Annotated in this window: 15 protein-coding genes; 12 read left to right on the top strand and 3 right to left on the bottom strand. The window is 70.7% G+C overall.

Annotation, left to right across the window (positions count from 1 at the left end; all coding sequences use genetic code 11):
* Positions 1–89 precede the first annotated feature (89 nt).
* Genes ACH4E8_RS05295 through nuoN form a run of 12 tightly spaced genes read left to right on the top strand, consistent with a single transcriptional unit; the run spans position 90 to position 15149 of the window.
* The gene (locus tag ACH4E8_RS05295) at positions 90–818 is read left to right on the top strand and encodes an NADH-quinone oxidoreductase subunit C (RefSeq protein WP_398444466.1); all 729 of its coding nucleotides are present in this window, start codon (positions 90–92) and stop codon (positions 816–818) included.
* Positions 815–2137: an NADH-quinone oxidoreductase subunit D gene (locus ACH4E8_RS05290; RefSeq protein ID WP_398444464.1), complete on the top strand. Its 1323-nt coding sequence runs from the start codon at positions 815–817 to the stop codon at positions 2135–2137. Before ACH4E8_RS05295 ends, ACH4E8_RS05290 begins: the two co-directional genes overlap by 4 nt.
* Complete coding sequence (nuoE, locus tag ACH4E8_RS05285; protein ID WP_398444462.1) at positions 2134–2892, top strand: NADH-quinone oxidoreductase subunit NuoE; 759 nt, start codon at positions 2134–2136, stop codon at positions 2890–2892. The genes ACH4E8_RS05290 and nuoE overlap by 4 nt, the downstream gene beginning before the upstream one ends.
* Positions 2892–4283 (top strand): NADH-quinone oxidoreductase subunit NuoF, encoded by a 1392-nt coding sequence (gene nuoF, locus ACH4E8_RS05280; protein ID WP_398444460.1) that lies wholly within the window; start codon positions 2892–2894, stop codon positions 4281–4283. The genes nuoE and nuoF overlap by 1 nt, the downstream gene beginning before the upstream one ends.
* Entirely contained in the window at positions 4280–6793 is a 2514-nt protein-coding gene (locus ACH4E8_RS05275; RefSeq protein WP_398444458.1) for an NADH-quinone oxidoreductase subunit G, read from the top strand. The genes nuoF and ACH4E8_RS05275 overlap by 4 nt, the downstream gene beginning before the upstream one ends.
* A complete protein-coding gene (nuoH, locus tag ACH4E8_RS05270; protein ID WP_398444456.1) occupies positions 6790–8217 on the top strand; it encodes an NADH-quinone oxidoreductase subunit NuoH in 1428 nt (475 codons plus the stop codon). The genes ACH4E8_RS05275 and nuoH overlap by 4 nt, the downstream gene beginning before the upstream one ends.
* A complete protein-coding gene (nuoI, locus tag ACH4E8_RS05265) occupies positions 8210–8851 on the top strand; it encodes an NADH-quinone oxidoreductase subunit NuoI (protein WP_398444454.1) in 642 nt (213 codons plus the stop codon). The genes nuoH and nuoI overlap by 8 nt, the downstream gene beginning before the upstream one ends.
* A complete protein-coding gene (locus tag ACH4E8_RS05260; protein WP_398444452.1) occupies positions 8848–9726 on the top strand; it encodes an NADH-quinone oxidoreductase subunit J in 879 nt (292 codons plus the stop codon). The genes nuoI and ACH4E8_RS05260 overlap by 4 nt, the downstream gene beginning before the upstream one ends.
* Positions 9723–10022 (top strand): NADH-quinone oxidoreductase subunit NuoK, encoded by a 300-nt coding sequence (nuoK, locus tag ACH4E8_RS05255; protein WP_093661653.1) that lies wholly within the window; start codon positions 9723–9725, stop codon positions 10020–10022. Before ACH4E8_RS05260 ends, nuoK begins: the two co-directional genes overlap by 4 nt.
* A gap of 11 nt (positions 10023–10033) precedes the next feature.
* A complete protein-coding gene (nuoL, locus tag ACH4E8_RS05250; protein ID WP_398444450.1) occupies positions 10034–11929 on the top strand; it encodes an NADH-quinone oxidoreductase subunit L in 1896 nt (631 codons plus the stop codon).
* 5 nt (positions 11930–11934) lie between these two features.
* A complete protein-coding gene (locus tag ACH4E8_RS05245; RefSeq protein ID WP_398444448.1) occupies positions 11935–13503 on the top strand; it encodes an NADH-quinone oxidoreductase subunit M in 1569 nt (522 codons plus the stop codon).
* A complete protein-coding gene (nuoN, locus tag ACH4E8_RS05240; protein WP_361956441.1) occupies positions 13500–15149 on the top strand; it encodes an NADH-quinone oxidoreductase subunit NuoN in 1650 nt (549 codons plus the stop codon). Before ACH4E8_RS05245 ends, nuoN begins: the two co-directional genes overlap by 4 nt.
* A gap of 74 nt (positions 15150–15223) precedes the next feature.
* Here the strand turns inward: nuoN and ACH4E8_RS05235 are convergent, their stop codons facing one another.
* The 3 genes from ACH4E8_RS05235 to ACH4E8_RS05225 form a co-directional block, all read right to left on the bottom strand.
* On the bottom strand, positions 15224–15847 hold the full coding sequence (locus ACH4E8_RS05235) for a Uma2 family endonuclease (protein ID WP_398444446.1): 624 nt from the start codon (positions 15845–15847) through the stop codon (positions 15224–15226).
* Between the two features lie 112 nt (positions 15848–15959).
* Complete coding sequence (gene fahA, locus ACH4E8_RS05230) at positions 15960–17186, bottom strand: fumarylacetoacetase (RefSeq protein ID WP_398444444.1); 1227 nt, start codon at positions 17184–17186, stop codon at positions 15960–15962.
* 149 nt (positions 17187–17335) lie between these two features.
* Entirely contained in the window at positions 17336–19564 is a 2229-nt protein-coding gene (locus ACH4E8_RS05225) for a CocE/NonD family hydrolase (protein WP_398444442.1), read from the bottom strand.
* Positions 19565–19879 lie beyond the last annotated feature (315 nt).

Here is a 19879-nt window from a genome sequence, read left to right as displayed (position 1 = left end):
CCATCCCGCGGCCCGGTCGGGGGCGTGCACGGCCACCCCCGGCCCGCCGCGGCAAGGACAGGTGCACACGCTCACAAAGGGGCAGCACGGTGACAGACGAACCCAACCCGGAGAAGGAGCTCAGCGAGCAGAACCTTCCCGGCCAGCGCGGTGAGCACGGCGAAGAGGTCCGCGTCCAGCGCGGCATGTTCGGCGCCAACAACGGCGGCGACACCTCCGGCTACGGCGGACTCGTACGGTCCGTCAGACTCCCCGGCGCCGCCAGCCGCCCCTACGGCGGCTACTTCGACGAGGTCGCCGACGAACTCGAAGGCGCCCTCGAAGAGGAGGGCCTCCTCCCGGAGAACGCGATCGAGAAGACCGTCGTCGACCGCGGCGAGCTGACCTTCCACATCGCGCGCGAGCACCTCCTGCTGGTCGCCCGCACCCTGCGGGACGACCCGGCCCTCCGCTTCGAACTGTGCACCGGCGTCAGCGGGGTGCACTACCCCGAGGACAAGGGCCGCGAGCTGCACGCCGTCTACCACCTGCGCTCGCTCACCCACGGCCGGCTGATCCGGCTGGAGGTCACCGCCCCCGACGCCGATCCGCACGTCCCGTCCCTGGTCGCCGTCTACCCGACGAACGACTGGCACGAGCGCGAGACCTACGACTTCTTCGGACTGGTCTTCGACGACCACCCGGCGCTCGCCCGGATCATGATGCCGGACGACTGGCAGGGCTTCCCGCAGCGCAAGGACTACCCCCTCGGCGGCATCGCCGTCGAGTACAAGGGCGCGCAGATCCCGGCTCCCGACCAGCGGAGGTCGTACTCGTGAGCACCCCCTCAGCATCGGCACGCGAGACCACCGAAGGTCCCGTCTACACCGTCACCGGCGGCGACTGGGACGAAGTCGTCCAGACCGCGGCCAAGGCGGACGACGAGCGCATCGTGGTCAACATGGGGCCGCAGCACCCCTCCACCCACGGAGTGCTCCGGCTGATCCTGGAGATCGACGGCGAGACCGTCACCGAAGCCCGCTGCGGCATCGGCTACCTCCACACGGGCATCGAGAAGAACCTGGAATTCCGCACCTGGACCCAGGGCACCACCTTCGTCACGCGCATGGACTACCTGACGCCGTTCTTCAACGAGACGGCGTACTGCCTGGGCGTGGAGAAGCTGCTCGGCATCGAGGACCAGATCCCGGACCGGGCCAACGTCATCCGGGTGCTCCTGATGGAGCTGAACCGGATCTCCTCCCACCTGGTGTGCATCGCCACCGGCGGCATGGAGCTCGGCGCCACCACGATCATGATCTACGGCTTCCGGGACCGCGAACTCGTCCTCGACCTCTTCGAGCTGATCACCGGTCTGCGGATGAACCACGCCTACGTCCGTCCGGGCGGCCTCGCCCAGGACCTGCCCCCGGGCACCGTGGACCGGCTGCGCGAGTTCGTGAAGACCATGAAGAAGAACCTGCCGCAGTACGACGCGCTCGCCACCGGCAACCCCATCTTCAAGGCCCGCATGCAGGACGTCGGCTACCTCGACCTCGCCGGCTGCATGGCCCTCGGCGCCACCGGCCCCATCCTGCGCTCCGCCGGCCTCCCGCACGACCTGCGCAAGACCGACCCGTACTGCGGTTACGAACAGTACGAGTTCGACGTGCCGACCGCGGAGACCTGCGACTCCTACGGGCGCTTCCTCGTCCGGCTGGAGGAGATGCGCCAGTCGCTGCGGATCATCGAGCAGTGCATCGACCGCCTCGCGCCGGGCCCGGTCATGGTCGCCGACAAGAAGATCGCCTGGCCCGCCCAACTCGCGCTGGGCCCGGACGGCCTCGGCAACTCCCTCGACCACATCAAGAAGATCATGGGCACCTCCATGGAGGCCCTGATCCACCACTTCAAGCTGGTGACCGAGGGGTTCCGCGTACCGCCGGGACAGACCTACGCGGCCGTGGAGTCCCCCAAGGGCGAACTCGGCGCGCACGTCGTCTCCGACGGCGGCACCCGCCCCTACCGGGTCCACTTCAGGGACCCGTCCTTCACCAACCTTCAGGCCATGGCGGCGATGTGCGAGGGCGGCCAGGTCGCCGACGTCATCGTCGCCGTCGCGTCCATCGACCCCGTGATGGGAGGCGTCGACCGATGACGGCCCAGTCGTCGAACCCGGGAGTCCAGCTCGGGATGCCCCAGCTCCCCGCACCCGCCTACCCGGCCGAGGTCCGCGCCCGGCTGGAGGCGGACGCCAAGGAGGTCATCGCCCGCTACCCCGAGTCCCGCTCCGCGCTGCTGCCCCTGCTCCACCTGGTGCAGTCCGAAGAGGGCCACGTCACCCGCACCGGCATGCAGTTCTGCGCGGACGTGCTCGGCCTCACCACCGCCGAGGTCACCGCGGTCGCCACCTTCTACACCATGTACCGGCGCAAGCCCTCCGGCGACTACCAGGTCGGGGTCTGCACCAACACGCTCTGCGCGGTCATGGGCGGCGACGCCATCTTCGAGACGCTGAAGGAACACCTCGACGTCGGCAACGACGAGACCACCGACGACGGCGTCGTCACGCTGGAGCACATCGAGTGCAACGCGGCCTGCGACTTCGCCCCCGTCGTGATGGTGAACTGGGAGTTCTTCGACAACCAGACGCCCGAGTCCGCCAAGCGGCTCGTGGACGACCTGCGCGCCGGACGCGAGGTCGCCCCCACCCGCGGCGCGCCCCTGTGCACCTTCAAGGAGACCGCGCGGATCCTCGCCGGCTTCCCCGACGAGCGCCCCGGCGCGGTCGAGGCCACCGGCGGCGCCGGCCCCGCGTCCCTGGTCGGACTGCGGCTCGCCAAGGGCGAGGCACTGCCCCCGAAGGTGGTCTCCCCGCGCCCGTCCCGACCGACTGACGCGGAGGGGGAGTGATGACCTTGTCCACCCAGCACGGAAGCACCGCAGGGTCGGGAGCCGGCGGCCCCGGGGCGGAAGTGAACCCCGAGAAGCTCCTCGCCCCCGTCCTCTCCACCTTCTGGGACGCCCCCGACTCCTGGACCCTGGAGACCTACCGCCGCCACGACGGCTACGAAGGACTCCGCAAGGCGCTGGCGATGTCGCCCGACGACCTCATCGCCTACGTCAAGGACTCGGGCCTGCGCGGCCGCGGCGGCGCAGGCTTCCCCACCGGAATGAAGTGGCAGTTCATCCCGCAGGGAGACGGAAAGCCCCACTATCTCGTTGTCAACGCCGACGAGTCGGAGCCGGGGACCTGCAAGGACATCCCGCTCCTCTTCGCGAACCCGCATTCCCTCATCGAGGGGATGATCATCGCTTGCTACGCGATCCGTTCGAACCACGCCTTCATCTACCTCCGGGGCGAGGTCGTCCCCGTGCTGCGCCGTCTCCACGAGGCGGTACGGGAGGCGTACGCGGCGGGATACCTCGGCAAGGACGTCCTGGGCAGCGGACTCGACCTCGACATCACGGTGCACGCCGGCGCCGGCGCGTACATCTGCGGTGAAGAGACCGCGCTGCTGGACTCCTTGGAAGGACGCCGCGGCCAGCCCCGGCTGCGACCCCCCTTCCCCGCGGTCGCCGGTCTGTACGCGTGCCCCACTGTGGTGAACAACGTCGAATCCATCGCATCGGTTCCCGCGATCCTGAACCGGGGCAAGGACTGGTTCCGCTCGATGGGCAGCGAGAAGTCCGCGGGCTTCACGCTCTACTCGCTCTCCGGCCACGTCGCCAACCCCGGCCAGTACGAGGCCCCCCTCGGGATCACGCTCCGCCAACTGCTCGACATGAGCGGCGGCATGCGCCCCGGCCACCGGCTGAAGTTCTGGACCCCCGGCGGCTCGTCCACCCCGATGCTCACCGACGCCCACCTCGACGTCCCCCTGGACTACGAGGGCGTCGGCGCCGCCGGCTCCATGCTCGGCACCAAGGCGCTCCAGTGCTTCGACGAGACGACCTGCGTCGTACGGGCCGTCACCCGCTGGACCGAGTTCTACGCGCACGAGTCCTGCGGCAAGTGCACCCCCTGTCGCGAAGGGACCTACTGGCTCGTCCAGTTGCTCCGCGACATCGAAGAGGGCCGGGGCGTCCCCTCCGACCTCGACAAGCTCAACGACATCGCGGACAACATCAACGGCAAGTCGTTCTGCGCCCTCGGCGACGGCGCGGCGGCCCCCATCTTCTCCTCGCTCCAGTACTTCCGGGAGGAGTACGAGCAGCACCTGACCGGTCAGGGCTGCCCGTTCGACCCCCGCAAGTCCACCCTCTGGGCCGACCGGAACACCACCACGGAGGTGACCGCATGACAGTGACCACCAGCGCTCCCTCCGGGGGCGGTCAGGCCCCGGTCCCGCCCGAGGACCTGGTGTCGCTGACGATCGACGGAGCGGAGATCAGCGTCCCCAAGGGCACGCTCGTCATCCGCGCCGCCGAACTGCTCGGCATCGAGATCCCCCGGTTCTGCGACCACCCCCTCCTCGATCCGGCCGGCGCCTGTCGCCAGTGCATCGTCGAGGTCGAGGGCCAGCGCAAGCCCATGGCGTCCTGCACCATCACCTGCACCGACGGCATGGTCGTCAAGACGCAGCTCACCTCGCCCGTCGCCGAGAAGGCGCAGAAGGGCGTGATGGAGCTGCTGCTGATCAACCACCCGCTGGACTGCCCGGTCTGCGACAAGGGCGGCGAGTGCCCGCTGCAGAACCAGGCGGTGTCCCACGGCGACCCCGACTCCCGCTTCGACGGCAAGAAGCGGACGTACGAGAAGCCGGTGGCGATCTCCTCGCAGGTGCTGCTGGACCGCGAGCGGTGCGTCCTGTGCGCCCGCTGCACCCGCTTCTCCAACCAGGTCGCCGGCGACCCGATGATCGAGCTGATCGAGCGGGGCGCCCTCCAGCAGGTCGGCACCGGCGAGGGCGACCCCTTCGAGTCGTACTTCTCCGGCAACACCATCCAGATCTGCCCGGTCGGCGCGCTCACCTCGGCCGCGTACCGCTTCCGCTCCCGCCCGTTCGACCTGGTGTCGTCGCCCAGCGTGTGCGAGCACTGCGCCGGCGGCTGCGCCACCCGCACCGACCACCGCCGCGGCAAGGTGATGCGCCGGCTCGCCGCCGACGACCCCGAGGTCAACGAGGAGTGGGTGTGCGACAAGGGGCGCTTCGCGTTCCGCTACGCACAGCGCCCCGACCGGCTGACCACCCCGCTGGTGCGGGACGCGGACGGCGTGCTCCAGCCGGCGAGCTGGCCCGAGGCGCTGGCCGCCGCCGCGGCCGGGCTCTTCGCCGCCCGCGGCCGCGCCGCGGTGCTCGCCGGCGGCCGGCTCACGGTCGAGGACGCCTACGCGTACGCCAAGTTCGCCCGGGTCGCCCTCGACACCAACGACGTCGACTTCCGGGCCCGGGCGCACTCCGCCGAGGAGGCCGACTTCCTCGCCGCGCGCGTCGCGGGCCGCGGTCGCGACCTGGACCGCAGCGGGCTGACGTACAGCCGGTTGGAACAGGCGCCGGCCGTACTGCTCGTCGGGTTCGAGTCCGAGGAGGAGGCGCCCGGCGTCTTCCTGCGGCTGCGCAAGGCGAACCGCAAGCACGGCCAGCGCACGTACGCACTGGCCACCCACGCCACCCGCGGCCTGACGAAGGCCGGCGGCACCCTGCTGCCGGCCGCTCCCGGCACCGAGACCGAGTGGCTGGACGCGCTCAGCGGCAGCGTCGGCCTGGCTGACGACCCCGCCGGCGCGCGGGCCGCCGAGGACCTGCGCAAGGACGGCGCGGTCATCGTCGTCGGCGAACGGCTCGCGGGCGTGCCGGGCGGGCTGACCGCGGCCGTGCGCACCGCCACCGCGACCGGCGCGCAGCTCGTGTGGATCCCGCGGCGCGCCGGCGAGCGGGGCGCGGTGGAGGCGGGCGCCGTCCCCTCCCTGCTGCCCGGCGGCCGGCCGGCGACCGATCCGCGGGCCCGCGAGGAGACCGCCGAGGTGTGGCGCGTACGCGAACTGCCGCACCGGTACGGCCGGGACACCGCCCAGATCGTGGAGTCCGCCGCGACCGGCGAACTCGGGGCGCTGCTGATCGCCGGCGTGGAGCTGGCGGACCTGCCGGACCCGGCCAGGGCCCGCGCGGCGCTGGACGCGGTCGGCTTCGTGGTCAGCCTGGAGCTACGGCCCGGCGAGGTCACCGAGCGGGCGGACGTGGTCCTTCCGGTCGCCGCCGTCGCCGAGAAGTCCGGCACCTTCCTCAACTGGGAGGGCCGCGCCCGGATGTTCGAGGCGGCGCTGAAGCCGGACCAGATGACCCGCCCGTTGCCGCCGACCGACGGGCGCGTGCTGCACATGCTGGCCGACGAGATGGACGTCGCCCTCGGCCTGCCGGACGTACGGGCCGCCCGCGCCGAGTTGGACCGGCTCGGCGTGTGGAGCGGGCCGCGGGCGACCGAGCCGATGGAGTCCGGGCAGCCGCTGCCCCGCGCGGGCGAGGGCGAGGCCGTACTCGCAGGTCACCGGCTGCTGCTCGACCAGGGCCGACTCCAGGAGGGCGACGCCGCGCTGGCGGGCACCCGCCACGCCGCCGTCGCCCGGCTCTCCGCCGCCACCGCCGCCGAGATCGGCGTCAAGGACGGCGACGACCTGACCGTCACGGGCCCGACCGGTTCGGTGACCCTGCCGCTGGCGGTGACCGAGATGCCCGATCGGGTGGTGTGGCTGCCGCTGAACTCCACCGGCGGCGGCGTCGCTTCGGACACGGGGGCGCTGCCCGGACGACTGGTTCGCATCGCTCCCGCGCGGTCCGGGGCGGCGACGGAAGCGCCGGAGGTGCGCTCATGATCGGCCAGACGGTGGCCACCGGGGCCGCGCAGGCCCCGCTGAACGTCCTCGCCGCCGAGGACCTGTCGATGTTCGGACGCGACCCCTGGTGGCTCGTCCTCATCAAGGCCGTGTTCTGCTTCGCGTTCCTGATGGTGACGGTGTTGTTCTCCATCGTGTGGGAGCGCAAGGTCGTCGCCTGGATGCAGCTGCGCATCGGGCCCAACCGACACGGTCCCTGGGGCCTGCTCCAGTCGCTCGCCGACGGCATCAAGCTGATGCTGAAGGAGGACTTGATCGTCAAGCGCGCGGACAAGGTGGTCTACGTCCTCGCGCCGATCGTCGCGGCGATCCCGGCGTTCATGGCGATCGCGGTGATCCCCTTCGGGCCCGCGGACAACCAGGTCTCCATCTTCGGCCAGCGCACCACGATGCAACTGACCGACCTGCCGATCGCGATGCTGTACATCCTCGCGATCGCCTCGGTCGGGATCTACGGCATCGTGCTGGCGGGCTGGTCGTCCGGCTCGACGTACCCGCTGCTCGGCGGGCTCCGCTCCTGCGCGCAGATGATCTCGTACGAGATCGCGATGGGCGCGGCCTTCGCCTCCGTCTTCCTCTACTCGGGGTCGATGTCGACGTCCGCGATCGTGGAGGCGCAGGCGGACCGGTGGTTCGTGATCCTGCTACCGGTGTCGTTCATCATCTACGTCGTCACGATGGTCGGCGAGGTGAACCGCGCCCCCTTCGACATGCCGGAGTCGGAAGGCGACCTGGTCGGCGGCTTCAACACCGAGTACAGCTCGATCAAGTTCGCGATGTTCATGCTGGCGGAGTACGTCAACATGGTCACCGTCTCCGCGGTCTCGGTCACCCTCTTCCTCGGCGGCTGGCGCGCCCCGTACCCCATCTCCACCTTCTGGGAGGGCGCGAACCAGGGCTGGTGGCCGATGCTCTGGTTCGTCCTCAAGGTCCAACTGCTGCTGTTCTTCTTCATCTGGCTGCGCGGCACGCTGCCGCGCGTCCGCTACGACCAGTTGATGAAGCTCGGTTGGAAGGTCCTCATCCCGGTGTCGGTGGTCTGGCTGATGCTGGTCGCCACCGTCCGGGCGCTGCGGAACGAGGGCTACGACTTCCAACAGATCCTGCTCTACGTGGCCGGCGCGATCATCGCCGTCCTGTTGCTCACCTTCGTCGCCGACCTGTTCCGCGGCAGTCGGGACAAGCGGGCGGAGGCCGCGGCCGGGCAGGAACCCCCGCCGGCGTTCGACCCGATGGCGGGCGGGTACCCGGTGCCGCCGCTGCCCGGGCAGACCCTGCCGCCGGTGCCGCGCAGGCGTCCGCGCCACGAGCGGGAGCTCATTGTCAGTGGCGGAGTCAATACTGTGAGTGACGGTCCCGGAGACGGACGTTCTCGTGACGGAAAGGAGGCTGACGGTGTCTGAGCGAGCAGAGGGGCCGCAGGGGTCCCAAGATCCCCGGGCCGAGCAGGGTTCCCCGACGTCGGGGGAGAAGTTCCTGAATCCGGTCGCCGGCTTCGGCGTGACCTTCAAGGCCATGTTCAAGAAGCGGCTGACCGAGCAGTATCCGGAGCAGCAGAAGGTCACGGCGCCCCGCTTCCACGGCCGCCACCAGCTGAACCGCCATCCGGACGGCCTGGAGAAGTGCGTCGGCTGCGAGCTGTGCGCCTGGGCCTGTCCGGCCGACGCGATCTACGTCGAGGGCGCCGACAACACCGAAGAGGAGCGGTACTCCCCGGGCGAGCGCTACGGCCGGGTGTACCAGATCAATTACGCCCGCTGCATCTTCTGCGGCCTGTGCATCGAGGCGTGCCCCACCCGCGCGCTGACGATGACGAACGAGTTCGAGTTGGCCGACACCTCCCGGGCGAACCTGATCTTCACCAAGGAGCAACTGCTCGCCGGGCTCGACGAGGGCATGGTCGACAGCCCGCACGCGATCTACCCCGGCATGGACGAACAGGACTACTACCGGGGGCTGGTCACCGAAGCCGCGCCCGGCACGGTCCAGCAGGTCGCCACGTCCAAGGGGGAGAAGGGCGAGGAGGTGGACGCATGAGCGGCACCGCCGCCACCTGGCAGACCCTGGCCGCCAGCACCACGTCCACCGGCGAGGCGTTCCAGTTCTGGGTGCTCGGCACGGTCGCGGTGATCGGCGCGCTGTGCACGATCCTGATGAAGCGCGCGGTGCACAGCGCGCTCTGCCTCGCCGGGACCATGATCATCCTGGCGGTCTTCTACCTCGCCAACGGCGCGTACTTCCTCGGCATCGTCCAGATCGTCGTCTACACCGGCGCGATCATGATGCTGTTCCTCTTCGTCGTCATGCTGGTCGGCGTCACCGCCGCCGACTCCCTCAAGGAGACGCTGAAGGGGCAGCGCTGGTGGGCCGCGGCCTGCGGGCTCGGCTTCGGCGTCCTGCTGATCGCCGGCATCGGGAACGCCTCCTTGGATACGTTCAACGGCCTCGGCGCGGCCAACAGCGCCCACGGGGGCAACGTCGAGGGCCTGGCCGCCCTGATCTTCACCAAGTACGTCTTCGCCTTCGAGATCACCGGCGCCCTGCTGATCACGGCGGCCGTCGGCGCGATGGTGCTGACCCACCGCGAGCGCACCGAGCGTGCCAAGACCCAGCGCGAGCTGGCGGAACAGCGGGTGCGCGAGGGCAAGCAGCTCCCGCCGCTGCCCGCCCCCGGCGTCTACGCCCGGCACAACGCCGTGGACATTCCCGCCCTGTTGCCCGACGGCACTCCGGCGGAGCTGTCCGTCAGCCGCACCCTGCGCGAGCGCGGCCAGATCCGCGACGTGTCCGGCGAAGCGCTGGAGGACCTCAAGGCCCTGGAGCAGCGCTCCGAGGAGCGCTTGGGGCGGGGCGAGAGCGCGGGCGCGGCCGGACGCGACGGCGACCGGGACGAAGAGGAGGCCACACGGTGAATCCGGTCAACTACCTCTACCTCGCCGCCCTGTTGTTCACCATCGGCGCGGCAGGGGTCCTGATCCGGCGGAACGCCATCGTGGTGTTCATGTGCATCGAGCTGATGCTCAACGCCTGCAACCTCGCCCTGGTCGCCTTCTCCCGGATGCACGGCAACCTCGACGGCCAGATCATCGCCTTCTTCACGATGGTCGTCGCCGCCGCCGAAGTCGTCGTCGGCCTGGCGATCATCGTGTCGCTGTTCCGTTCGCGCCATTCGGCCTCGGTCGACGACGCCAGCCTGATGAAGCTGTGAGGGGCTGACCCGTGGAAAACTTGATTGCGCTGCTCATCGCGGCGCCCCTGCTCGGAGCGGCGGTGCTGCTGTGCGGCGGGCGGCGCCTCGACCGCACGGGCCACTGGCTCGGCACCGCGCTCGCCGCCGCCTCGTTCGTCATCGGCGCGGTCCTCTTCGTGGACATGCTCGGCAAGTCCGCCGACGACCGCACCCTGCACCAGAAGCTGTTCAGCTGGATCCCCGTGGAGGGCTTCCAGGCGGACATCGCCTTCCAGCTCGACCAGCTCTCGATGACGTTCGTGCTGCTGATCACCGGCGTCGGCACCCTGATCCACGTGTACTCCATCGGTTACATGGAGCACGACGAGCGCCGCCGCCGCTTCTTCGGCTATCTGAACCTCTTCCTCGCGGCGATGCTGCTGCTCGTCATCGCCGACAACTACCTGCTGCTGTACTTCGGCTGGGAGGGCGTCGGCCTCGCGTCGTACCTCCTCATCGGCTTCTGGCAGCACAAGCCCAGCGCGGCCACGGCCGCGAAGAAGGCGTTCCTGGTCAACCGGGTCGGCGACATCGGCCTGTCGATCGCGATCATGCTGATGTTCACCACCTTCGGGACGTTCGCCTTCGGCCCGGTCCTCTCCTCCACCGGGGAGACCAGCGAGGGCAAGCTGACCGCCATCGGCCTGATGCTGCTCCTCGCGGCGTGCGGCAAGTCGGCGCAGGTGCCGCTGCAGTCCTGGCTCGGGGACGCGATGGAGGGCCCGACCCCGGTCTCGGCCCTGATCCACGCGGCCACGATGGTGACCGCCGGCGTCTATCTGATCGTCCGCTCCGGCGCGATCTTCAACGCGGCGCCGGACGCCCAGTTGGTCGTCGTCATCGTCGGCGCGGTCACGCTGCTCTTCGGTGCGATCGTCGGTTGCGCCAAGGACGACATCAAGAAGGCGCTCGCCGGATCCACGATGTCCCAGATCGGGTACATGATCCTGGCGGCCGGCCTCGGCCCGATCGGCTACGTCTTCGCCATCATGCACCTGGTGACGCACGGCTTCTTCAAGGCCGGGCTGTTCCTCGGCGCGGGTTCCGTGATGCACGGGATGAACGACGAGGTCGACATGCGCAAGTACGGCGGCCTGCGGAAGTACATGCCGGTCACCTTCGTCACCTTCGGCCTCGGCTACCTCGCCATCATCGGCTTCCCCGGCCTGTCCGGCTTCTTCTCCAAGGACCTGATCATCGAGGCCGCCTTCGCCAAGGGCGGCACCGAGGGCTGGATCCTCGGCGGGGTGACCCTGCTGGGCGCCGCGATCACCGCGTTCTACATGACGCGCGTGATGCTGCTGACCTTCTTCGGCGAGCAGCGCTGGCAGCCGGACGACAAGGGCGAGTTGCCGCATCCGCACGAGTCCCCGAAGTCCATGACGATCCCCATGATCATCCTGGCCTTCGGCTCGGTCTTCGCGGGCGGCTTCTTCGCCATCGGCGACCGCTTCGTGCACTGGCTGGCGCCGGTGACCGGGGAGTCCCACGGCAATCCCCCGATCAGCGCCGGCGCGGTGACCACCTCCACGGTCGTGGTGCTGCTGATCGGCGTCGGCATCGCGTACGGGATGTACGGCCGCCGGCCGGTGCCGGTCACCGCGCCGCGCGGATCGGCGCTCACCCGGGCCGCCCGCCGCGACCTGCTCCAGGACGACTTCAACCACGTGGTCCTGGTCCGCGGCGGCGAGCACCTGACCCGATCCCTGGTCTACGTCGACCACAAGTTGGTGGACGGCGTCGTCAACGGCACGGCAGCGTCCGTCGGCGGACTCTCCGGCCGGATGCGCAAGCTGCAGAACGGCTACGTCCGCTCGTACGCCGTCTCGATGTTCGGAGGTACGGCGGTGCTGATCGCCGCGACCCTGCTGATGAGGGCGGTGTAACTGAGATGTCCTTCCCGCTCCTTACCGCGACGGCGGTGGTCCCGGCCGTCGGCGCGATCGTCACCGCTGCGGTGCCCGCCGCGCGCAGGACGGCGGCCAAATGGCTGGCCCTGCTGTTCTCGCTGGTCACCCTGGTGCTGGCGGTGGTCGTGCTGGTCCGGTTCGACCCGGGCGGCGCGCGCTACCAACTCACCGAGTCCCACTCCTGGATCGCCGAGTTCGGCGTGCGCTACGAACTGGGCGTGGACGGCATCGGGGCCGTGATGGTCGCGCTCACCGCGCTGCTGGTCCCGTTCGTCATCCTGGCCGGCTGGAACGACGCCGACGCCCAGGAGACCGGCAGCTCCCGCTGGCGGCCCACCCAGGGTTTCTTCGCCCTGATCCTGATGGTCGAGGCGATGGTGGTGCTCTCCTTCGAGGCCACCGACGTCTTCCTCTTCTACATCCTCTTCGAAGCCATGCTCATCCCGATGTACTTCCTCATCGGCGGCTTCGGGGACCGGGCCCACCAGGGCACGGACGCCAACGCGGCGGCGCAGCGCTCCTACGCGGCCGTGAAGTTCCTCCTCTACAACCTGGTCGGCGGGCTGATCATGCTCGCCGCGGTGATCGGGCTGTACGTGGTCGCGGGCAGCTTCTCGCTCTCCGAGATCGCCGAAGCCCGGGCCAGCGGCTCGCTGGACATGGCGACCAACACCGAACGGCTGCTCTTCCTCGGCTTCTTCTTCGCCTTCGCGATCAAGGCGCCGCTGTGGCCGCTGCACACCTGGCTGCCGAACGCGATGGGGGAGTCCACCGCTCCGGTCGCCGTCCTGATCACCGCGGTCGTCGACAAGGTCGGCACCTTCGCGATGCTCCGGTTCTGCCTCCAGCTCTTCCCGAACGCATCGGAGTGGGCGACCCCGGTCATCGTGGTGCTGGCGCTGGTCAGCATCGTGTACGGGGCGCTGGTGGCGGTCGGCCAGCGGGACATCAAGCGCCTGATCGCGTACGCCTCCATCTCGCACTTCGGCTTCATCGTCCTCGGCATCTTCGCGATGACGTCGCAGGGCCAGTCGGGCGCGACGCTCTACATGGTCAACCACGGGATCTCGACCGCGGCGCTGATGCTGGTGGCCGGGTTCCTGATCTCCCGGCGCGGTTCGCGGCTCATCGCGGACTACGGCGGGGTGCAGAAGGTGGCGCCCGTCCTCGCGGGCACCTTCCTCGTCGGCGGTCTGGCGACGCTGTCACTGCCCGGGCTCGCCCCGTTCGTCAGCGAGTTCCTGGTCCTGGTGGGCACCTTCTCGCGCTATCCGGTCGCCGGCATCATCGCGACGTCCGGCATCGTGCTGGCCGCGCTCTACACCCTCGTCCTCTACCAGCGGACGATGACGGGGCCGGTCAAGGAGGAAGTGCGGAGCATGCCGGACCTCAGGCCGCGTGAGCTCGCCGTGGTGGCGCCGCTGATCGCGCTGCTGCTCTTCCTCGGCGTGTACCCGAAGCCGGTGACGGAGATCGTCAACCCGGCGGTGGAGCACACGCTGTCCGACGTACAGAAGCAGGACCCCCGGCCGGAGGTGGAGGCCAAGTGAGCCCGACAGCGGTCCACAACCTGTGGACGACGGCGGCCGATCCGGTCGACAAGATCAATGCGCCCGACATCGAGTACGGCCAGTTGGCGCCGGTGCTGATCGTGGTGGGCGCGGCGGTCGTCGGCCTGCTCCTGGAGGCGTTCCTGCCGCGCAGGATGCGCTACCACGCGCAGATCGTGCTCACCTCGTTCGCGCTGATCGCCGCGTTCGCCGCGATCATCGGCCTCGCCGAGGCGGGGTACGGCACGTCCAAGGTGAACATCGCCGCGATGGGCGCGATCGCCATCGACGGGCCGACGCTCTTCCTCCAGGGCACCATCCTGCTGGTGTCGCTGGTCGCGGTCTTCACCTTCGCCGAGCGCAAGTTGGATCCGGAGGCCCACGGCCAGAGCGTGGACTCCTTCGTGGCGCAGGCCGCGGCGGTGCCCGGCAGCGACAGCGAGAAGGCCGCCGTCAAGGCCGGCTTCACCACCACCGAGGTGTATCCGCTGGCGCTGTTCGCCATCGCCGGCATGCTGGTCTTCCCCGCGGCGAACGACCTGTTGACGCTCTTCATCGCGTTGGAGGTGTTCTCCCTCCCGCTGTACCTGCTCTGCGCGTTGGCCCGCCGCAAGCGGCTGATGTCGCAGGAGGCCGCGGTGAAGTACTTCCTGCTGGGCGCCTTCTCGTCGGCGTTCCTGCTCTTCGGCATCGCCCTGCTGTACGGGTACGCGGGCTCCGTCTCGTACGCCCGGATCGCCGACGTCGTCGACGGCACCGTCCGCACCGTGGACCCGGCCCTCGCCGACACCATGGGCAATGACGCGCTGCTGCTCGTCGGCTCGGCGATGGTCCTGATGGGGCTGCTCTTCAAGGTCGGCGCGGTCCCGTTCCACATGTGGACCCCGGACGTGTACCAGGGCGCGCCCACCCCCGTCACCGGCTTCATGGCGGCGGCGACCAAGGTGGCGGCCTTCGGGGCGCTGCTGCGGCTGCTGTACGTGGTGCTGCCCGGGCTGCGGTGGGACTGGCGGCCGGTGATGTGGGGCGTCGCGATCGTCACGATGCTGGCGGGCGCGATCATCGCGATCACCCAGACGGACATCAAGCGCCTGCTGGCGTACTCCTCGATCGCGCACGCCGGCTTCATCCTGGCCGGTGTGATCGCGGTGACGCCGGAGGGGATCTCCTCCGTCCTCTTCTACCTGGGCGCGTACTCGTTCGTGACGATCGGCGCGTTCGCGGTCGTCACCCTGGTCCGCGACGCGGGCGGCGAGGCGACGCACCTGTCCAAGTGGGCGGGGCTCGGCCGGCGTTCCCCGCTGGTGGCCGCGGTCTTCGCGGTCTTCCTGCTGGCCTTCGCCGGCATCCCGCTGACCTCCGGCTTCTCCGGCAAGTTCGCCGTCTTCAAGGCGGCGGCGGAGGGCGGCGCGGGTGCGCTGGTGGTGGTCGGCGTGATCTCCTCCGCGATCGCCGCGTTCTTCTACATCCGGGTCATCGTGCTGATGTTCTTCAGCGAGCCGAAGGCGGACGGCCCGACGGTCGCGGTTCCGTCGGCGATGACGATGACGGCGATCGGCCTGGGCGTCGTGGTCACCCTGGTGCTGGGCGTCGCCCCGCAGTACTTCCTGGACCTGGCGAGCCAGGCGGGCGTGTTCGTGCGCTGACGGTCGGGTTCACGCGCGAGGGCCCGGCCCCCTCCCGGATCTCGGGAGGGGGCCGGGCCCTCGCGCGTACGACGTCAGGAGTTGCGCGACCGCCTGGGGGTGATCTCGGCGAGGTCCAGGTCCACCGGGAAGGGGACCGAGACCTTCATCCGGTCGTGGAAGATGCCGGTGGCCACGTACTGGCCCGTGGCGGGCTCCCGTTCGAAGACGTACACGACGGCCCGTCCCTCGTCGTTCTCCACCCGCCAGTAGTGGGTGATCCCGGCCCGCGCGTACTTGAGGGGTTTGGTCTCGCGGTCCCGTCCCAAGGATTCCGCCGAGACGACCTCGACGGCGAGGAGGACGGCGGAGGCGGGAAACCGCGTCTGGTCCGCGTCCTCGACCACGTCCGCCCGCACCACCACGACATCGGGCTCCGGCCGGTTCTGCCGGTCGATGTCGATGGTGAACTCCCTGACGACCTCGTAGTCCCCGGGGGCGAGCGAGTGCAATTGCCACTCGAAGAAGCTGACTGCTCGCGCGTGGAAGAGAGTCTGCGGACTCACGAAGACGAGGCTCCCGTCGATCAGCTCCGTGTGCGGAGGCAGGTTCGGAAGCGTGTCCAGGTCGTCAGCGGTCCAGCCGCCCGCGGGCGGCGTCGGCCAGGCCGGCTCGGGCGGAGCGGGTTCGGGCCGAGGGGGCTCGGGTTCGACGCTCATCAGTGCTCCCATGCGACGGAGTCTCGCCGGTGCGGTCAGGTTATCGGGCGGGAACGGAGAGGGGCCGTTGGAACGGGTGAACGGGCGCGTGGTGTTGACGCGCCCGCTCCCGTCAGGGCGTCGGGACGATGCGGCCGGTGACCTCGCCGAGGCCGACGCGTACGCCGTCCGGGCCCGGGGACCAGGCCGTCATCGTCACCTCGTCGCCGTCCTCCAGGAAGGTCCGCTTGCCCTCGGGGAGTTCGAGGGGGTCCCGGCCGTTCCAGGTCAGCTCCAGCAGGGAGCCGCGCTGGCGGACCTCGGGGCCGCTGACGGTGCCGGAGCCGTAGACGTCGCCCGTGCGCAGGGATGCGCCGTTCACCGTCATGTGGGCGAGTTGCTGGGCGGCCGTCCAGTACATGGTGGCGAACGGGGGTTCGGAGACGACGTGGCCGTTGATCGCGACGGTGATCCGCACGTCGAAGCCGCCCTTCTCCTCGTCCGTCGAGTCGTCCAGGTACGGCAGGACGGGGACGTCCCGCGGGGGCGGGTCGGTGCGGGCCGCGTCCAGGGCCTCCAGCGGGGTCACCCAGGCCGAGACGGACGTGGCGAACGACTTGGCGAGGAAGGGGCCGAGCGGCACGTACTCCCACGCCTGGATGTCGCGCGCGGACCAGTCGTTGAGGAGGAAGAGGCCGAAGACGTGGTCGCGGAAGTCCGCGAGGGGGACCGGCCGGCCGGCGGTCGAGGGCGCGCCGACGAGGAAGCCGACCTCCGCCTCGATGTCGAGCTTGACGGAGGGGCCGAAAACGGGCGCCGCGTCGGCGGGGGCCTTGCGCTGCCCCTGCGGCCGCACCACGTCCGTGCCCGAGACGACGACGGTGCCGGCGCGGCCGTGGTAACCGATCGGGACGTGCTTCCAGTTCGGCGTCAGCGGGTCGCCGTCGGGGCGGAACATCCGGCCGACGTTGGTGGCGTGGTGCTCACTGGCGTAGAAGTCGACGTAGTCGGCGACCTCGTACGGCAGGTGCATGGTGACGGCGTCGAGCGGGTGCAGCAGGGGCTCGATGTCGGCGCGGTGCGCGGGGACGGTGACCCAGGCGGTGAGCGCGCGGCGCACGTCGTGCCAGGAGGTGCGGCCGGCGGCGAGCAGGGGGTTGAGCGACGGCTGGTCGAGGAGCGCCGTGTAGGGGGAGCCGAGGGCGTGCGCCGCCGCCCCCGCGTCGAGGACGTGCCGGCCGATGCGGACGCCGAGCCTGCGCCGGTCGGGTTCGGCGGCGGTGGTGAAGACGCCGTACGGGAGGTTGTGCGGCCCGAAGGGGTCGCCCTCGGCCAGGTCGAGCGGGCTCTGCTCGGACATCGGTGTCTGCCTCGCTTTCCGCGGTGGATCCACGCTGTGGGGTCCACGTTACGTGGGAGGCGCATGGGTTCGGCAGGGCGCGATCACCCGTCGACGCCCCGACGTTGCCCCCTCGATCGTCCGCTGATCGTCAGGCGTTCGTCCGACGGTCAGCCGGCGATTCGCGGGAATCGTTTCTTCCAGGTGTGGTGGAACACCGCCTCCTGACCGTCCCGGCAGATCACCTCGTCCTCGGCGATGAAGTCCGCCGCGTCACAGGTCAGGGAGGAGCGGACTTCCACCGTGGCGGTCCAGGGCCTGGTCCGGGGGTCGCGGGGGTCCTCCGGGCGGTGGAAGCGGGTCTTCCACTCGGTCTCGGCGCGGGCGCTGAGCGGGTCGTCCGCACGGATCGTCCGGATCTCGACGGCTTCGTCGAACAGTTCGAGCCCGTCCGGGTGGCGGCGTACGCGCTGGGCGTCCCGGGGGCGCGGATCGGTCTCCACCTGCCACTCCCCGGTGTCGACGTCCCTGATCACCCGGCGCTCCGTCGGCTCTTCGCCGGGCTCGGCCAGGGGGACGGGGGAGCTGATCCCGAGCGGCTGCGAACGCTCCGGTTCCGCGTGCGGCAGCCGGGCGGTGGCGTCGTCCGTGTCGTTCGTGCCGTCCGTGCCGTCCGTGCCGTCCGTGCCGTTCTCGTCGGGCAGGACCGGCAGGTCGAGCCGGGAGCCCTCCGGGACGAGGACGAATCCGGTCGAGCCCGTCTGCGGCCACACCCACGGCCAGTACGCCGACGAAACCGCCAGTCGGATGCGGTGCCCGGGCGCGAAGACGTACCCGATGGAGTGGAGTTCGAGTGCCACGTCCTCCGTGTCGCCGGGCGTCCAGGCGTGCGCGCGCTCCCGGCCGTGCCGCGCCGCCAGGTTCAGCACGCCCCGGGTGACCAGCGTCGACGCGCCGTCGGGTGCGACGTCGCACAGCCGTACGGCGACCTGGCCGTGCGGCACGTCCATCCGCAGCCGCAGCGTCACCCGCGGGTTGCCGAGGACGGTGACGCCACCGGCCGCTGCGTCTCGTCCCCTTTCTTCTACGTCACTCGTGTCTTCCCCCTCACTCACCCCTTCCGGGTCACTTGCGTCTTCCGGGTCACCCGCGACGGGGAATTCGAAGCACGCGGAGCGCGCGTCCTCGCCCCGCTGATCGGGGGCGAGGTCACACGCCCGGCCGGTCGTCGAAAGCCAGCGCCCCGCGTCCACGCCGGTGTGCTGCGGTGCGGCGACCGGGCGGGGAGCGCCCGTGAGGGGGTGCGGAACGGTCCGTACCCGCGGCGACGGCCAGGCGTCCTCGGCGATCCAGCGCCCGGGCCCGTCGGGATCGCCGGGCGTGGCCAGCCAGACCTTCAGCAGCGGATCCTCGTCGGCCGGCGCGCCGGCGCCGCGGCCGCCCGCATCGCGCAGGTGCCGCTGCCACCACCGCAGCGTCTCGTGCAGGAAGCCGATCGCCGGGCCGGGGTGTCCGCGGTCCGGGTACTGGTGGGCCCAGGGCCCGACCAGCCCGCGCACCCGGTCCGCCGGCAGCGCGGCCAACAGCCGGAAGACCGTGTCGCGGTACGGCTCGTGCCACCCGCCCGCGGTGAGGACGGGCACCCGTACGGAGGCGAGGCCGGCGCCGCCTCCCACGGCTCGGCCGTCCCAGAAGTCGTCGCGGAGCTGGTGCGCCAGAAGGGTGTGCAGGGGTGGCGTCACGGTCTCCAGGCGGGCCGTCCACAGCTCGCGCCAGGCGTCGCCCGCGTGGGCGGGGTCGGGCGGTCGACACAGCTCCGACAGCAGGGCGGTCGCGCCGGAGTGCAGGGAGTCGGCCGCGACCGAGCCGCCCAGGTAGGCGCCGCCGTTGTCGAACGGGGCGTCGGTGGCGCCCACTGCGACCACGGCCGCCAGGGGGTCGGGCGCGAGTGCGGCGAGGCGGAGGGCGACGTCGGCGCCAGCCCCCAGGCCGAAGGCGCCGATCCGGCCGGTGCTCCAGGGCTGGGCGGCCAGCCACTCGACGACCTCGGCGGCGTCGGCCGCGGCTGCGGTCGGGTCGTCGGCGGGGGCGGCGGAGCCGGCGCTGTTGCCGTGGCCGCGGGCGTCGACGCGCACCGAGGCGTATCCGTGCGCCGCGTACCAGGGGTGGCGCTGGGCGTCCCGGGCCGCGGTGGCGTCCGTGAGCCGTTCGGGGGCGTATTCCAGCAGGACGGGGGCAGGGTCGTCGGCGGACGGGTGCCAGATGCGGGCGTGGAGGAGGGTGCCGTCGTGCAGGGGGATGCGTACGTCGTCGTGGCGGACCGAAGATCCCGGCGGGGGTAGCGGTGGAGGCGGTGCAGACGGTACGGATGGTGCGTCGGGTGGACGGGGGTGGTTCATGGCGTGCCTCGGTGCACGGGGTGCGGGGTGACCCCTTCGTGCGGCTCGCGCTCCGACTCCGGACCCGACCTGGTTCCCGGCCCGGCCCGGTGCGGGTCGCGGCCCGGTTCGCGGGCCGTCGACGGCCCTGGCCGCGGCCCTGGATCGGGGAGGTTTCCGGATACCGGTGAAAAGGCTCACCCCTGGGCGTATGTGCTGATCACGAACATACCGGCGGAGGCGGGAAGGCGCTCACGGTGATCGAAAGACGACCGGATACGCTGACTTGAGTGAATGCAGCGACAGATCGACAATCCGTGTGATTATCAGCAGACA

Origin of the sequence: Streptomyces sp. NPDC017979 (assembly GCF_044328175.1) — a bacterium.
In the GTDB taxonomy this organism is placed as follows: domain Bacteria; phylum Actinomycetota; class Actinomycetes; order Streptomycetales; family Streptomycetaceae; genus Streptomyces.
The sequence above is the reverse complement of the archived record's forward strand: the minus strand, read 5'-3'. Positions and strand labels throughout refer to the sequence as shown.

Excerpts from the sequence above, each read along its gene's own strand:
- nuoE (WP_398444462.1), top strand. The coding sequence starts at position 2,134 with ATGACGGCCCAGTCGTCGAACCCGGGAGTCCAGCTCGGGATGCCCCAG.
- ACH4E8_RS05245 (WP_398444448.1), top strand. The coding sequence starts at position 11,935 with ATGTCCTTCCCGCTCCTTACCGCGACGGCGGTGGTCCCGGCCGTCGGC.
- fahA (WP_398444444.1), bottom strand. The coding sequence starts at position 17,186 with ATGTCCGAGCAGAGCCCGCTCGACCTGGCCGAGGGCGACCCCTTCGGG.
- ACH4E8_RS05260 (WP_398444452.1), top strand. The coding sequence starts at position 8,848 with ATGAGCGGCACCGCCGCCACCTGGCAGACCCTGGCCGCCAGCACCACG.
- ACH4E8_RS05275 (WP_398444458.1), top strand. The coding sequence starts at position 4,280 with ATGACAGTGACCACCAGCGCTCCCTCCGGGGGCGGTCAGGCCCCGGTC.
- ACH4E8_RS05235 (WP_398444446.1), bottom strand. The coding sequence starts at position 15,847 with ATGAGCGTCGAACCCGAGCCCCCTCGGCCCGAACCCGCTCCGCCCGAG.
- ACH4E8_RS05225 (WP_398444442.1), bottom strand. The coding sequence starts at position 19,564 with ATGAACCACCCCCGTCCACCCGACGCACCATCCGTACCGTCTGCACCG.
- nuoH (WP_398444456.1), top strand. The coding sequence starts at position 6,790 with ATGATCGGCCAGACGGTGGCCACCGGGGCCGCGCAGGCCCCGCTGAAC.
- nuoF (WP_398444460.1), top strand. The coding sequence starts at position 2,892 with ATGACCTTGTCCACCCAGCACGGAAGCACCGCAGGGTCGGGAGCCGGC.